General features: G+C 38.5%; 15 protein-coding genes and 1 riboswitch. Of the genes, 2 read left to right on the top strand and 13 right to left on the bottom strand.

The window, feature by feature from the left end:
• The first annotated feature begins 66 nt into the window (after nt 1–66).
• Nucleotides 67–735 carry a YhcN/YlaJ family sporulation lipoprotein gene (locus BN1243_RS18650; protein ID WP_062109377.1) on the top strand — a complete coding sequence of 223 codons (669 nt, stop codon included), beginning with the start codon at nt 67–69 and terminating at the stop codon, nt 733–735.
• Between the two features lie 60 nt (nt 736–795).
• Nucleotides 796–1,770, top strand: coding sequence for a M23 family metallopeptidase (locus tag BN1243_RS18645; protein ID WP_062109376.1), 975 nt, complete (start codon nt 796–798; stop codon nt 1,768–1,770).
• 16 nt (nt 1,771–1,786) lie between these two features.
• Here the strand turns inward: BN1243_RS18645 and BN1243_RS18640 are convergent, their stop codons facing one another.
• The 13 genes from BN1243_RS18640 to BN1243_RS18585 all read right to left on the bottom strand — a co-directional run bounded on the left by BN1243_RS18640 (nt 1,787) and on the right by BN1243_RS18585 (nt 14,060).
• Entirely contained in the window at nt 1,787–3,370 is a 1,584-nt protein-coding gene (locus BN1243_RS18640; protein WP_062109374.1) for a Na+/H+ antiporter NhaC family protein, read from the bottom strand.
• A 698-nt stretch (nt 3,371–4,068) separates the two neighbouring features.
• Nucleotides 4,069–4,253: riboswitch (Lysine riboswitch) on the bottom strand.
• Between the two features lie 76 nt (nt 4,254–4,329).
• Complete coding sequence (gene yunB / locus BN1243_RS18635) at nt 4,330–5,088, bottom strand: sporulation protein YunB (protein ID WP_062109372.1); 759 nt, start codon at nt 5,086–5,088, stop codon at nt 4,330–4,332.
• Between the two features lie 77 nt (nt 5,089–5,165).
• Complete coding sequence (locus tag BN1243_RS18630) at nt 5,166–5,468, bottom strand: YunC family protein (RefSeq protein ID WP_062109370.1); 303 nt, start codon at nt 5,466–5,468, stop codon at nt 5,166–5,168.
• Nucleotides 5,469–5,523: 55 nt separating this feature from the next.
• The gene (locus BN1243_RS18625; protein WP_062109368.1) at nt 5,524–6,891 is read right to left on the bottom strand and encodes a bifunctional metallophosphatase/5'-nucleotidase; all 1,368 of its coding nucleotides are present in this window, start codon (nt 6,889–6,891) and stop codon (nt 5,524–5,526) included.
• 144 nt (nt 6,892–7,035) lie between these two features.
• Nucleotides 7,036–8,433, bottom strand: coding sequence for a Fe-S cluster assembly protein SufB (gene sufB / locus BN1243_RS18620; RefSeq protein ID WP_062109365.1), 1,398 nt, complete (start codon nt 8,431–8,433; stop codon nt 7,036–7,038).
• A 20-nt stretch (nt 8,434–8,453) separates the two neighbouring features.
• On the bottom strand, nt 8,454–8,888 hold the full coding sequence (gene sufU, locus BN1243_RS18615; RefSeq protein ID WP_062109363.1) for a Fe-S cluster assembly sulfur transfer protein SufU: 435 nt from the start codon (nt 8,886–8,888) through the stop codon (nt 8,454–8,456).
• A complete protein-coding gene (locus BN1243_RS18610; RefSeq protein WP_062109361.1) occupies nt 8,878–10,107 on the bottom strand; it encodes a cysteine desulfurase in 1,230 nt (409 codons plus the stop codon). Before BN1243_RS18610 ends, sufU begins: the two co-directional genes overlap by 11 nt.
• A complete protein-coding gene (gene sufD / locus BN1243_RS18605) occupies nt 10,107–11,417 on the bottom strand; it encodes a Fe-S cluster assembly protein SufD (RefSeq protein WP_062109359.1) in 1,311 nt (436 codons plus the stop codon). Before sufD ends, BN1243_RS18610 begins: the two co-directional genes overlap by 1 nt.
• 15 nt (nt 11,418–11,432) lie before the next feature.
• Nucleotides 11,433–12,218, bottom strand: coding sequence for a Fe-S cluster assembly ATPase SufC (gene sufC, locus BN1243_RS18600; protein WP_154669965.1), 786 nt, complete (start codon nt 12,216–12,218; stop codon nt 11,433–11,435).
• A gap of 220 nt (nt 12,219–12,438) precedes the next feature.
• The gene (locus tag BN1243_RS22395; RefSeq protein ID WP_195892135.1) at nt 12,439–12,591 is read right to left on the bottom strand and encodes a YuzK family famiily protein; all 153 of its coding nucleotides are present in this window, start codon (nt 12,589–12,591) and stop codon (nt 12,439–12,441) included.
• 229 nt (nt 12,592–12,820) lie between these two features.
• Nucleotides 12,821–13,132, bottom strand: a complete 312-nt coding sequence (locus BN1243_RS18595) for a thioredoxin family protein (protein ID WP_062109355.1) — start codon at nt 13,130–13,132, stop codon at nt 12,821–12,823.
• 103 nt (nt 13,133–13,235) lie between these two features.
• On the bottom strand, nt 13,236–13,619 hold the full coding sequence (gene gcvH / locus BN1243_RS18590; RefSeq protein ID WP_062109353.1) for a glycine cleavage system protein GcvH: 384 nt from the start codon (nt 13,617–13,619) through the stop codon (nt 13,236–13,238).
• 81 nt (nt 13,620–13,700) lie between these two features.
• Nucleotides 13,701–14,060 carry an arsenate reductase family protein gene (locus BN1243_RS18585; RefSeq protein ID WP_062109352.1) on the bottom strand — a complete coding sequence of 120 codons (360 nt, stop codon included), beginning with the start codon at nt 14,058–14,060 and terminating at the stop codon, nt 13,701–13,703.
• Between the last annotated feature and the right edge of the window lie 90 nt (nt 14,061–14,150).

The raw sequence follows: 14,150 nt of genomic DNA, 5'->3' as shown, positions 1-14,150 counted from the left end.
TCCCCAACAATTACTAAGAAAAAATTATATATAACTGCACACGCTAACAAAAGAGGGGGTGTATGAATGAAATTTAGATGGGCTGTTTTATTAACTACTATCGTAACACTTTCGGCTTGCGGTGTGAATAATGCTGATGAGAATAGAGGGATCTATCCAAAGGATGGTAACTCCATTAACATCAACGAACAAGCTGATAATTATAATGATCATAAAGATGATGATCAGTTTGGGTATGTCCGCCAAGTTAAAAGTCCTGTCCCTGGTAATGATTCGGGAGAAACACAAGTAAGTTGGATGAATAGGGAAAAAGCTGCTCTTGCCCTTAGTCAAATCCTTGTTGCACTTCCGAATGTAAATGATGCAAGTGTCATTGTAACCGACCAAGAAGTGTTAGTTGCCTACACAACTGATCAAAACGATGAGAAAGGTCGTTTTGAAACGGCTGATCAAGTTAAAAAATCAGCGCTAAATGTTGTTCCCCGTTGGTATCACGTTTATATAACGGATGATACAGCTTTAAGACAAGATGTTGAAAATATCGGTTCCATGAATGCAGATTCAGCTAATAAAGACGAATCTGTCAAAAATGTAGTAAATCGGATGCTCGAACGTTCACCGCAAGGAAGAAAACTAAATGATGGTGAAAATCCCAACGGTGAAACATTTGGGGGACCTAACGATAATATCGATCGAACAAAATACCGCCAACAATTTGATGAAAAACAGAAATAAAAAGGTGATGCTTGGTCTTCACCATAAGACCAAGCATCTAATGAAACGAGGTAAGTCACGATGAAAAAAGTTATACCCCTGGTCATCTTTTTTATTTTATTCGGTGTAGGAAAAGCGAGCGCAAAGGAATTAACACAGGATGAAATTTTTGAAAAAAGAATGGATCTCTATAAAAAGACAGAGGCGACTACCCAAGTACCATGGTATTATTTGGCGGCTATTGATCAGTTTGAGCGCAGTATTCGGGATGTAAGGAAAGACTTGCCTGACCCACCTGCGATTACAGGTTATTATATACCACCTGAAATTTGGTCAGGAGCACTTAACTCTACTCTCGAAGATATCAATCCTATGACGATTGAGCTTTTTGGAGGAATTGGAGTAGACGGAAACGGAGATGGGAAGGCGGATCGTACAAATAATGAGGATCTTCTGTTTCTTCTAGCCCAGTATCTTTCTAAATACGGGATGGATGATCAAAGTTTTAGATTAGCGCTTTGGGATTATTATCAACGAGATCAATCTGTACGCTCCATTATGGGCAATGCTAAAGTATACCGTACTTTTAAACGTATTGATTTATCTGAAAAGGCTTTTCCCATTCCGAAAGGGTATAATTACTCCTACAAAAATACTTGGGGAGATCGCAGGGGATGGGGCGGAAGGCGAATTCATGAGGGTACAGATATTTTTGCAAACTATGGAACACCAGTAAGAGCAGTCGCTTATGGAGTTGTCGAGTTAAAAGGATGGAATAAATATGGCGGTTGGAGAATCGGTATTCGCGATTTAAACAATACGTATCATTATTACGCCCACTTAAACGGTTTCGCGAAAGGCTTAAAAATTGGAGATGTTGTAGAGCCTGGAATGATCATCGGTAGTGTGGGTAGCTCTGGCTATGGGCCACCTGGAACAGCAGGAAAATTCCCTCCACATTTACACTTCGGAATGTATAAAGATAATGGCTTAAATGAGTGGTCATTTGATCCTTATCCTCATTTAAGGTTATGGGAAAGGTCCCAAAAGAAATAGAGGAGTTCCGGGAAAATCACCGAAACTCCTCTTGATTTTTCACTACAGCCTTATTGCGAAGCTCAAGCCAGGTAAAAAAGAGTATTAATAAAAGTGCAATTGTTAGTAAGCCAAAGATTACCGAGCTTGTTATTCCCATAATGAGATAACCGATCGCTGAGAACAATCCTGCCATCAGTGCATAAGGAAGCTGAGTCATAACATGGTCCATATGGTTACAGCCTGCACCAGTTGAAGACAAAATCGTCGTATCTGAAATTGGAGAACAATGATCCCCCATCACGGCACCTGCTAAAACTGCAGCAAGCCCTGGTAAAAGTAACGATATATCGGTTGCCGAAATGATTTGGCCAGCGATCGGTAATAAAATTCCAAACGATCCCCAAGAGGTTCCAGTAGCAAAAGCCATACCCGCTGCACCTAAAAATAAGATAACCGGCAGAAAAGCTGGATTTAAATTCGATTGTTCCACCACATTGCCGAGATAAATCCCCGTTCCTAATTGATCAATAAGAGTAATAATTGTCCATGCAAACAACAAAATTAATACAGCTGGCAACATGGATTGAACTCCAACTTTTAACCCTTTAAAAAATAAAGTTCCTTTTAGTAATTTAGATTTTTTTGCTTGAACAAGGAATAAACTTGCAGCTACTGCGAGCGCAATAAAACCACCAATAATCAATGAAAGTGCAACATCTGCATTTCCAAAGATATCCATGATTGTTGCTTTCCCTTTCGTCGCATTTACACCACTAATAATGATCGCACCAATTGTCCCAACGAATAATGCAACAATAGGCCATAATAAATCGCCAACTGTCCCACTTTCACTAACAGGTAAGTTTTCTTTTACTTCACCCGGAATGACTTTATTAGGATCATAAGGTACACCCGTTTCGATTGTTCGATCCTCATGCTTTTTCATAGAACCAAAATCAACTTTACGAAATGAAATGATTATAACAAAAGCAAGTGTTGTCCACACATATAGGTTCATTGGAATCATTTCCATAAATGCTGTAAATGGGGAAATATCGGTTAAACCGTGATTGATCAAAACGAGCCCTACAATTCCAATAATATAAGCTCCCCAGCTCGATATCGGAGAAATAACACATATAGGTGCAGATGTTGAATCAATAATATAGGCTAGCTTGGCTCGCGATACTCTATGTCGATCTGTTATCGGTCTTGCCACTTGGCCAACAGCTAATGCATTAAAATAATCATCAATAAAAATAATGATTCCTAAAGCAACTGCCAGTAATTGTGCCCCTGCTCTACTTTTAACCTTCGTCATTGCCCATTCACCGAATGCTCTACTTCCTCCAGCCATATTAATTAAAGAAGTAATAGCACCTAATAAAAACAGGAAAAGAACAATATAAAGGTTCCACGTATTTAGGCTACCGTCATCAATTACAATTCCCTTGATCGCTTCCCATAAAATCGCTAATGTCTCAATAGGTTGTCCCTTTGCTAATAGTAATGCTGATGCAACAACCCCCGTTCCGAGTGATAAGAGGACTCTTTTTGTTAGAATAACCATCACAATCGCCAGAATCGGCGGCAGAATAGATAAAATTGAATGCTCCATAATAATTCTCCTTTTGAAAAGTCTTTTCCTAATTTTAAGCATATACTTAGGATTTCGAAATTTCGGGCGTACATTTCGAAGTTCGCTCATTTATCGCGATTCGCGCTCATTTATCACGATTCTCGCTCATATAGCGCGATTCTTGCTCATACATCGCGATTCGCGCTCATATAGCGCGATCCTCGCTCATTTATCACGATTCTTGCTCATATATCACGATCCTTACTCATATATCGCGATCCTCGCTCATTTATCACGATTCTTGCTCATATATCACGATTCTCGCTCATTTATCACGATTCTTGCTCATATATCACGATTCTTGCTCATATATCACGATTCTCGCTCATATATCACGATCCTTGCTCATATATCACGATCCTTGCTCATATATCGCGATTCGCGCTCATATATCACGATCCTCGCTCATTTATCACGATTCTTGCTCATTTATCGCGATTCTCGCTCATTTATCGCGATTCGCGCTCATTTATCACGATTCTCGCTCATATATCACGATTCTTGCTCATATATCATGATTCTTGCTCATATATCATGATTCTCGCTCATTTATCACGATTCTCGCTCATATTTTTCAAAACTTTCTTGGGAGCCCCCGTCCAAGTGCAGTCATTTTTGACAAAACAAAAAGAGCAATGATAGAGGACTACCATTACTCTTGTAAAGGTATCTCCATCGTGATCTGTAGCTCCCCATTTTTTGCAAAAAAACTGCAAAAATGAGAGTGTTACTCTTCTTCAAAGCAACACCAGCATGAAATTGATTGACGCAACTTCAGCTTCGGCAAAAAAACCTTTCACATGTGATCATCGTTGTCATCCTTACACATGTTACTGATTTTTTTTGCACCTCTACCTCATCCGATATTGATAAGGTTATATATTCAATTGATGTTGTTATTATATCACTATAATTTCAAAATAACAAGTTTACCAAGGTTATGGATTTGTAGGCAATTGAATAGATGGACTAGTACTCCCCTGCCCATTATAAAACTGTGGCACATCTCCGTGGTAATAACCAATCGCAATTGGAACATTTTGCTCTACGACAGCCATTTCAGTCGCAAAAGGGATGATGATTTGTACATTTACTTTTACATGGATAACGACAGAGATAAAAGCATTATTAATTGGGTAATGCTCAATTTTAGTTTCTACATCTGTTTCAACACTACCGATCGCAGTAAATTTTATTGGAATTCTAGGACCGAGATTTCCGAGAAGTGCATTATTAGTCGCTTGCCCTAATGGAAAAGAATAGACAATACCTTCACCTTCACTTGATTTTTCATAATCTATCTCAACCCCTGTTTCTTCCTCAAGTAACTCTAAATTCCCTTGTTCTGCCTGCTTCAGGCTTAACTGGATGGATCTATTTAAATCTGCTGTAATTTCATTAATAACATCTGTTCGAAATTGGACTGATGTCCCTCCAACTCCATTCGGAACCTGCTGAGTAACCTCCGATAAATCTTTTGCTTCGGGGATCACGTCTTTAATGGCTTTATTGACAGCCATTGGTGCAACTTTTCTTGTCTGGGACTCTGCATATCTTATTAATGTAGGCTTTATACCTGCATTCACAATCCAAAGTCCCAATGAAGTAGATAGGATAAAAAATACAAATGATAACAATAAAACGTATCGAAACGGCAACGGGCCACGCCGATAATTTCTCGCACGGAATCTAGCCAAAAAAATCCCCCCTCAATGACAATATATGCATTGATAAGGGGAGTTAGGGCAAATTTTTTTGCCAGTACGATTTCCTTCTATATCATTTTTAACAAAGCGTCCTTGCCGATCATTCCCGCTGTTATGCCCTTTTTTTCTGCCTCAACTGTCACTGACTCTAGCGGTGCTTCTAATAATTGCTCAATCGTCTTTACCCCGACTGCCCGCCCAGCAATGATTTTTCGATCTCCTAGCTTATTGTTTAAAAGTGCAACATCAAGTGCACCGCACATGATATAGCCTTTATCATTAGAAATGGTAAGCAATGTCGTTTTGGGCAATAAAACCGATGTGGCAATAAAGGTTTTTCCCTCTATAAACAAGGGTTCAATTGATACCACAATAACCACTCCTTCCCCTTCTTTATATGTATGTGAAGGCGTTGGATTAGTTGACTTAACTAAGGTAAACTTGCTTTAATTTCCACTCCATAATATCGCGAAGAAATTCTGGCATGAAATATTGTTTTTTCGGGGAACGTTGTATTTCAGGAAAAAATTTTCCGAATGTAAACATGTCAACTGTCCCTAATTTATAGAGGCGCTCTGGATCAAGCAGTTGACCATTTATTTTTACTTGCAGTTGGGCTTTATCGAGTTCAATCCCTCGAAAAACGAATATCCCCATTACTTTTCCTCTAAAACCAAGTCCTTTAACGGCAAAGTCTGACCAACCATCTTCTGTAGCGTGAAGAATAATTTCTTTTAATTCGGCACCAGATAATTCGACCATACAAGGATTGATTGGATGAGGCAGCATTTTATGCAAATCATATTTCGTCACCCTCCCTGCTTGAAGTTCTGAGAGTACCAGACCAGAATTAATGATCGTACATTCTGCATTCGACCATTCATGTACAGCATCACAAAGCAGTTGAGAAAGCTCTGAAGGCTTCTCCCAAGAATAACTTAAGACTTTGTTAATTTCTGCAATCTTAGTATTTAGTTGTTCCTTCCCAGTCTTCTTAAAGTGATGCACACGGGCTGCCTCATTAGGAAGATAAGGCAAATCGCTCGTTTGTACTAAGCTTGGTTGGATATGACTCACTTTCCTTTGATGGATTTCCACCTGAACTTGTCCGATCAATTGCCCATACTTCCCTGCTGCTGCCATCATCGTCTTGCCTAATTTCTTACCTTCTGGAAAAAAATGATGGGTATGAGCTCCAATAATTAAATCAATTTGTGGGAAAAGCTTCGTCATTTTTTCATCTTCATGAATACCTAAATGAGAAAGAACAATGATCATATCAACTTGCTCTTTCATCCTATTCAGTTGAATTTCAAGTTCCGTAAAAGGCTCACTTACATGCCAACCGAGCAGTTCATATAATTTCTGATAGTAGGTCGTAACAGCTGTAACCCCTATTCTTGTTCCCAGTTTCGTTTCATATATTTTGTACGGTTGCAGCCAGTTAGGATGTTCGTTTTCTAATGTATATAGATTTGCGACGATTAGATCAAATTGCGCATCTTCATAAAGAACTGCTAGATCTTCATGTGGAAGTGTAATTCCTTCGTTATTTCCAATCGTTGCAGCCGTATACCCCGTTTCATTTAACAGTTTCGTATTTCCCTTCCCCATTGTTCCCTCAGTAAATGGATGAAAACGATCAGTAAAATCACCGCAATCAAAAATAAAAACATCTTCCTTAGCAGCTTCATGGTAAGACTTTTTCTCTTTTAAAAAGGCCTCGATTTTGGGCCAATTTTCAAAATGGCTGTGAAAGTCATTTGTATGGTATATATATATCGTTTCTTTCAATAGTACACTTCCTAACGATTAGACAATCAGTGATACTCAAAACTTTATCAAATCTATTAAAGAAATTGAAGAGATAGAACTTTAAAAATGGAAAGAGCCCGCCCAGCATAACTGGACGGGCAAATTTTGACATAGTCTATATTATTAACCGATAGAACCTTCCATCTCAAACTTGATAAGACGGTTCATTTCAACGGCATACTCCATCGGTAGTTCTTTTGTAAATGGCTCGATGAAGCCCATAACGATCATTTCAGTAGCTTCCTGTTCGCTGATTCCACGGCTCATTAAGTAAAAAAGCTGCTCCTCAGAAACTTTAGAAACTTTTGCTTCGTGTTCCAATGAAATATTGTCATTATAAATTTCATTATAAGGGATCGTATCTGATGTAGATTTATTATCCATGATGATTGTATCACATTCGATATTGGAACGAGCACCATCAGCTTTACGGCCAAAATGAACGATTCCACGATACGTTACTTTTCCACCATGTTGGGAAATCGATTTAGAAACGATCGAGGAAGATGTATTTGGCGCTAAATGCATCATTTTGGCACCAGCATCTTGATGTTGACCTTTTCCAGCCATTGCGATGGAAAGAGTCATTCCTCGTGCACCTTCACCTTTTAATAAAACAGATGGATATTTCATTGTTAATTTAGAACCGATGTTACCATCAATCCATTCCATAGTCGCATTTTCTTCACAAACTGCACGTTTAGTAACTAAGTTATAAACGTTATTTGCCCAGTTTTGAATCGTTGTATAACGGCAATAAGCGTCTTTTTTAATAATAATTTCAACAACCGCACTATGAAGAGAGTTTGTTGTATAAACAGGTGCTGTACATCCTTCAACATAATGAACGGAAGCTCCTTCATCAACGATGATTAGCGTACGTTCAAACTGTCCCATATTTTCAGAGTTGATACGGAAATAAGCTTGAAGTGGAGTATCCACTTTCACGCCTGGAGGCACATAAATAAACGAACCACCAGACCAAACAGCTGAATTTAGCGCTGCAAATTTATTATCTGTTGCTGGAATAACTGTAGCCCAGTGTTTACGGAAAATATCTTCGTTTTCCTTCAAAGCTGAATCAGTGTCTTTAAAAACGATCCCCATGTCCTCAAGATCTTCTTTCATGTTGTGATAAACAACTTCTGATTCATATTGCGCAGAAACCCCTGCAAGATACTTCTGTTCTGCCTCTGGAATCCCCAATTTATCAAATGTTTGTTTGATTTCCTCAGGAACTTCATCCCATGAACGTCCAGCTTGTTCAGATGGTTTTACATAATAAGTTATTTCATCAAAATTTAAGCCGTTTAAATCTCCACCCCATTGTGGCATTGGCATTTTATAAAAATGCTCTAAAGATTTCAAACGAAATTCGAGCATCCATTCTGGTTCTTCTTTCATTTTCGAGATTTCTTCGACGATTTCTTTCGTCAATCCACGTTCTGAACGGAAAATGGAGACATCCCGATCTCTAAAGCCATATTTGTAATCGCCAATTTCTGGTGCTTTTCTGGCCATTGTTCATTCCTCCATTCTTTCTATTGCTCTTTAATTCCCTTTTCCATAGCCTTCCATGCGAGTGTTGCACATTTAATTCGAGCGGGAAACTTGGAGACTCCTTGTAAGGCTTCAATATCGCCTAGATCAAGATCTTCTTCATCATATTCTTTCCCCTGAATCATTTCCGAAAAAATTTGGGAAAGTTTAAATGCCGTCTCCACGTCTTTTCCAATGACCGTTTGTGTCATCATTGAAGCAGATGCCATAGAGATAGAGCAACCTTCGCCATCAAATTTTGCATCTGTTACCTTTCCGTCCTCCACCTTCATGGTTAGATGGATCCGGTCTCCACATGTCGGGTTATTCATATCGACAGTCAGGTTTCCATCACTTAAGGACCCTTTATTGCGCGGGTTTTTATAATGATCCATAATTACTTGGCGGTAGAGTGCATCTAGGTTACTAAAAGACATTCGTGAAATACTCCTTTGTTTTGACAAGACTGTCGGCTAGTCTGTCAATGTCTTGTTCGGTGTTATATAAATAAAAGCTTGCTCTTGCTGTTGCTGAAACATTTAACCATTTCATTAAAGGCTGAGCACAATGATGACCAGCACGAACCGCAATTCCTTCCGCATCCAAAACAGTTGCTACGTCATGAGGATGAACATCATCCAAATTAAACGTAATAACCCCTGCACGCTTTTCCGCTTCTTCTGGACCATAAATGGTCAATCCTTCAATCTTGGACATTTTTTCAAGAGCATAAGCTGCTAGTCGATGTTCATGTTCCAAAATTTGATCAGGGCCGATTTCTTCTAAGAAATCAATCGCCGCACCTAGGCCAATCGCGCCAGCAATAATCGGTGTTCCAGCTTCAAACTTCCATGGAAGTTCTTTCCAGGTTGACTCGTATAAACCAACGAAATCAATCATCTCGCCACCGAATTCAACTGGCTCCATTTTTTCTAAATGCTCTTTCTTACCGTATAAGACTCCGACCCCAGTGGGCCCGCACATTTTATGAGCTGAAAAGGCATAGAAGTCGCAATTTAAATCGCGCACATCCACTTTCATATGCGGAACACTTTGCGCTCCATCTACGACCATGACTGCACCTTTTTCATGTGCGAGTGTTGCCAATTCCTTAATCGGATTAATCGTACCGAGTACATTGGACACATGCATAATAGATACAATTTTTGTCTTATCCGTTATTGTATTTCTTGCATCTTCAAGACTGATTGTACCATTTTCTTGAAGCGGCATATATTTAAGGGTTGCCCCTTTTTCCTTAGCAAGTTGTTGCCAAGGTATAATATTACTGTGGTGCTCCATATGAGTGATGATAATTTCATCACCTTCACTAATATTGGCTCTTCCAAAACTAGCCGCAATTGTGTTAATGGAAGTAGTTGTTCCCCTTGTGAAGATAATTTCCTCCGTTGAAGCAGCATTAATGAATTTTCGTACTTTTTCACGCGCCCCTTCATACCTGTCTGTTGCTTTCGTTCCAAGTGTATGGACACCGCGATGAACATTGGAATTATATTCACGATAATATTGTTCTAGTGTTTCAATTACCTGCACAGGCTTTTGAGAGGTCGCAGCGCTGTCCAGATAGACAAGCGGATGCCCGTTGACTTCTTGGTCTAGAATAGGAAACTGTTTGCGAACCTCCAAAACATTCATTATCTAACTTTCCTTTCGATAATGTCGACAAGTTGATTTTTAACAGCTTCAATTGGAAGTTTTTCAACAACAGGTGCTAAGAAACCATGAATAATTAGGCGCTGTGCTTCTGGTCTTGCAATTCCACGGCTCATTAAATAGTAGAGTTGCAGTTCATCAATCCGGCCAACAGATGCGGCATGTCCTGCCATTACGTCATCTTCATCAATTAAAAGGATAGGGTTGGCATCTCCACGTGCTTTCTCACTAAGCATAAGAACACGGGATTCTTGTTCAGCATTCGAACCTGAAGCTCCCTTTTCGATTTTACCGATTCCATTAAAGATCGATGATGCAGCATCTTTCATAACACCATGCTTCAAAATAAAGCCTTCTGTATTTTTACCAAAGTGAACAATGCTTGTCGTAAAGTTTTGGGTCTGCTTGCCTCTACCAACAACTACGGTTTTAGCATCACTGTTCGATCCATCACCAATCAAATTCGTAATATTTTCAAAAATAGTGTCACCATCGTTCATCATACCAAGTGCCCAATCTAGAGTGGCGTCCCGACCTGTAATACCGCGTCGATTCACATAAGTTGTCGCACCTTGTGCAAGCGTGTCAACAGCGCCATAAGCTACTTTTGAATTATTTCCAACGATCACTTCTGAAATGATGTTAAAAATGCTTTTTACTTCATCATTTGCAGCTATATAGTTCTCAACATATGTGACTGAACTATTATCATCTGCTACAACGATTACATGATTAAATACCGCTGCATCTTTATCATCAAAGATGAAAACAGATTGGATAGGGTCTTTTACTTCAACATTTTTTGGAATGTATAAGAAAGCTCCTCCATTTAGTAAAGCAGCGTGAAGTGCAGTTAATTTATGCTCATCAACTTTCACAGCGTCTTTCATGAAATATTTTTTCAATAAATCGCCATGTTCTTTCGCTGCTGTGAATATATCTGTAAAGATAACACCTTGATTTTTCAGTTCATCTGAAAGCGTCAAATAGGCAGCTGTCTGATTATGCTGGATATAAAGGTTTTGATTACTTTCATCTGCGTGGACAACTGTTTTTGCCGCTTCTGGAATTTCATTAAGGGAGTTATAAACTGAACCTTCTGCTGAATGTTTTGTAAACTCAGTGAAATTCCAATTTAAAATCCTTGTTTTATCAGGTTTTGGCAGTGGTTTTTCATCAGAAAGAGCGAACGCTTCAACACGAAGATCACGAAGCCATTCAGGCTCTCCTTTTTCTGAGGAAAAAGAGCGAATATACTCTTGATCAATTGCCATTTTAGTCTCAATAGTCATTATGATCCTCCTAACTTAAGCTTCTTGACTAACTGTTTCGTCTTCAATTCCAAGTTCTGCTTTAATCCAGTCATAGCCTTCTGCTTCCAGTCTTTGTGCAAGTTCTGGACCACCGGATTTTACAACCCGTCCTTGCATCATAACATGGACTTTGTCAGGAGTTATATAGTTAAGAAGACGTTGATAGTGTGTGATAATCATGCAGCCGAATTCACTAGAGCGCATTTCATTAATTCCTTTAGAAACAATCTTCAATGCATCAATATCAAGACCAGAGTCGATTTCGTCGAGGATAGCAATCGCTGGCTGAATCATCATCAATTGAAGGATTTCGTTACGTTTCTTTTCTCCACCAGAGAATCCTTCATTTAGATAACGTTGAGCCATATCTAGATCCATTTCAAGCAATTCCATTTTGTTATCTAATTCTTTAATAAACTTCATTAATGAAATTTCTTTACCTTCCTCACGACGTGCATTAATAGCTGAACGAAGGAAATCTGCATTCGTAACACCAGTAATTTCGCTTGGATATTGCATTGCAAGGAAAAGTCCTGCACGTGCACGGTCATCTACTTCCATTTCTAAAACATCTTGGCCATCAAGTGTGATAGATCCGCTTGTAATTTCATATTTTGGATGTCCCATAATGGCAGAAGCTAATGTCGATTTTCCTGTTCCATTCGGACCCATAACTGCGTGGATTTCTCCACCTTTTATTTCAAGGTTTACACCTTTTAATATCTCTTTACCTTCGATCTCCACGTGAAGATCCTTGATTGTCAACGTTGAAGCCATGATCATACCTCCGTATCGAGATTGTGATTTTTTTATTTTAATGAGTTATTCCCAATTTATACTCAATTTACATCTTAAACCATTTTAAAATTATTATCAACTAGGAGAGATTTTCAGTCTGTTTTTATCAAAAAAACGCATGTAAAAAAAGCCAACGTATAAAATACGCCAGCCCTATATGAATCAAGTATTCATTCCACTTCTTATTTAATTATAAAGTATGTTATACATAAATTTTTCGTTCGATATCTGAAGCCACTCTTTGAGAACGCAAGTATTCTTTTTCTCGTTTCATCTCGATTGTCATACGGATTTGATGCTGCCGTTTATAAACCTCATAGCCTACTCCATGTGCCGCATGCATCGCCTTTTCCATACCATTGGTGTACTCAATCTTCAGGGGATTAATAAAGAACCAATCCTTTCATTTTGGGGGCCTTCTATAAAGGCCGTATTTTTGATCCGACCCCTATTATATACACATTTCATTTATTTATAAAACATAGCTTTCTAGGAAAAACAAGCGATGAACCGCGCTATACATGGGATCGCTAGAGGATTTGTGCAATAGTATTCATTTCCAAAACTGATACAAATGAACTGTTTTATTCGGAAAAAGCCTTAATGGTTGAATAAAGATAAGGTACAGATTGAAAAGCGTAGATTTTCTCCAGTACTATTCCTTCTCTAATCACCAACAAACATGGAACACTTTCTATTGAAAATAGCTTAGCAACTTCCGGCATATAATTTAAATCTGACTTTCCAAACGACCAATCATGAATCATCTGTTCAACTACATCAAGCATTCGTCCTGCTACTTGGCAAGTTCCACATAGAGGGGTATAAAAATAAAGTATTGCAGACTTCTTTTCTTCTAATATATGTAAAATATCTTCCTGTGAGTAAAGGTCCATAATAACAAATCCTTTTATAGTAAATGTATATTGTTGATAATTTTATCACCAATAAGTAAGAAAATACACCTTAGCAAACAGCCAAGGTGTATTTTTGGGAATTTTATTCTTCACTTATTAATTGCTCATATTGTTCCACAGACATGAGCTTGTCCATTTCACTCGGATTAGTAGGTTCAATAACGATCATCCATGCTTTTTCATATGGTGATTCATTAACAAACTCTGGACTGTCATCTAGATCTTCGTTTACTTCGACAACTTTTCCACTTAGTGGAGCGTATAATTCCGATACAGTTTTAACAGATTCAACACTACCAAATGGCTCATTAGCTGTGACTTCATCGCCAATATCAGGGAGCTCAACGAATACAATATCTCCCAATTCGGATTGAGCAAAATCCGTAATGCCGATTCGAACTTTATCCCCTTCTTCTTTTACCCACTCATGTTCTTCTGAATAACGCAATCCTTTTGGTGTATTCATCTTTATCCCTCCAAGAAAGTATAATTCAAATGTACAAAAAGAGCTTAGTGAAATCAAGAAATCCCTCTTTATAATATGAAACTAATTGGACCAAGCTTGTTCAAAATCCGCTTCCTTGAAACCAACAGTTACTTTTTTACCATCTGTCACGATCGGACGTTTTATTAACATACCATCGCTCGCAAGAATCTCAAGGAGTTCCTCTTCAGAAGCCGTCCCTACTTTATCTTTTAAGCCAAGTTCTCGATACTTCATCCCGCTCGTATTAAAAAACTTCTTTAATTCAAATCCACTATTGTGATAGAGTTCTTTTAATTCTCCTGCAGTAGGAGGGTTTTCAACAATATGAATCTCATCAAATTGAATGTTATGTTCCTCCAGCCACTTTTTAGCTTTGCGGCATGTTCCGCATTTCGGGTACCAATAAAAGCGTAAAGCCACCTATATTCCTCCCATCTATTATGACAAGATCATTATAGCATTTCCCATATGAGAAAACCTCTCCAATACCCGAATTTAAGCGGGAAATGA

This window comes from Bacillus niameyensis (genome assembly GCF_001375535.1).
GTDB classification, from domain to species: Bacteria; Bacillota; Bacilli; order Bacillales; family Bacillaceae_C; genus Lederbergia; species Lederbergia niameyensis.
Note: the sequence above shows the minus strand (reverse complement) of the source record. Positions and strands in the feature narration are given on the sequence as shown.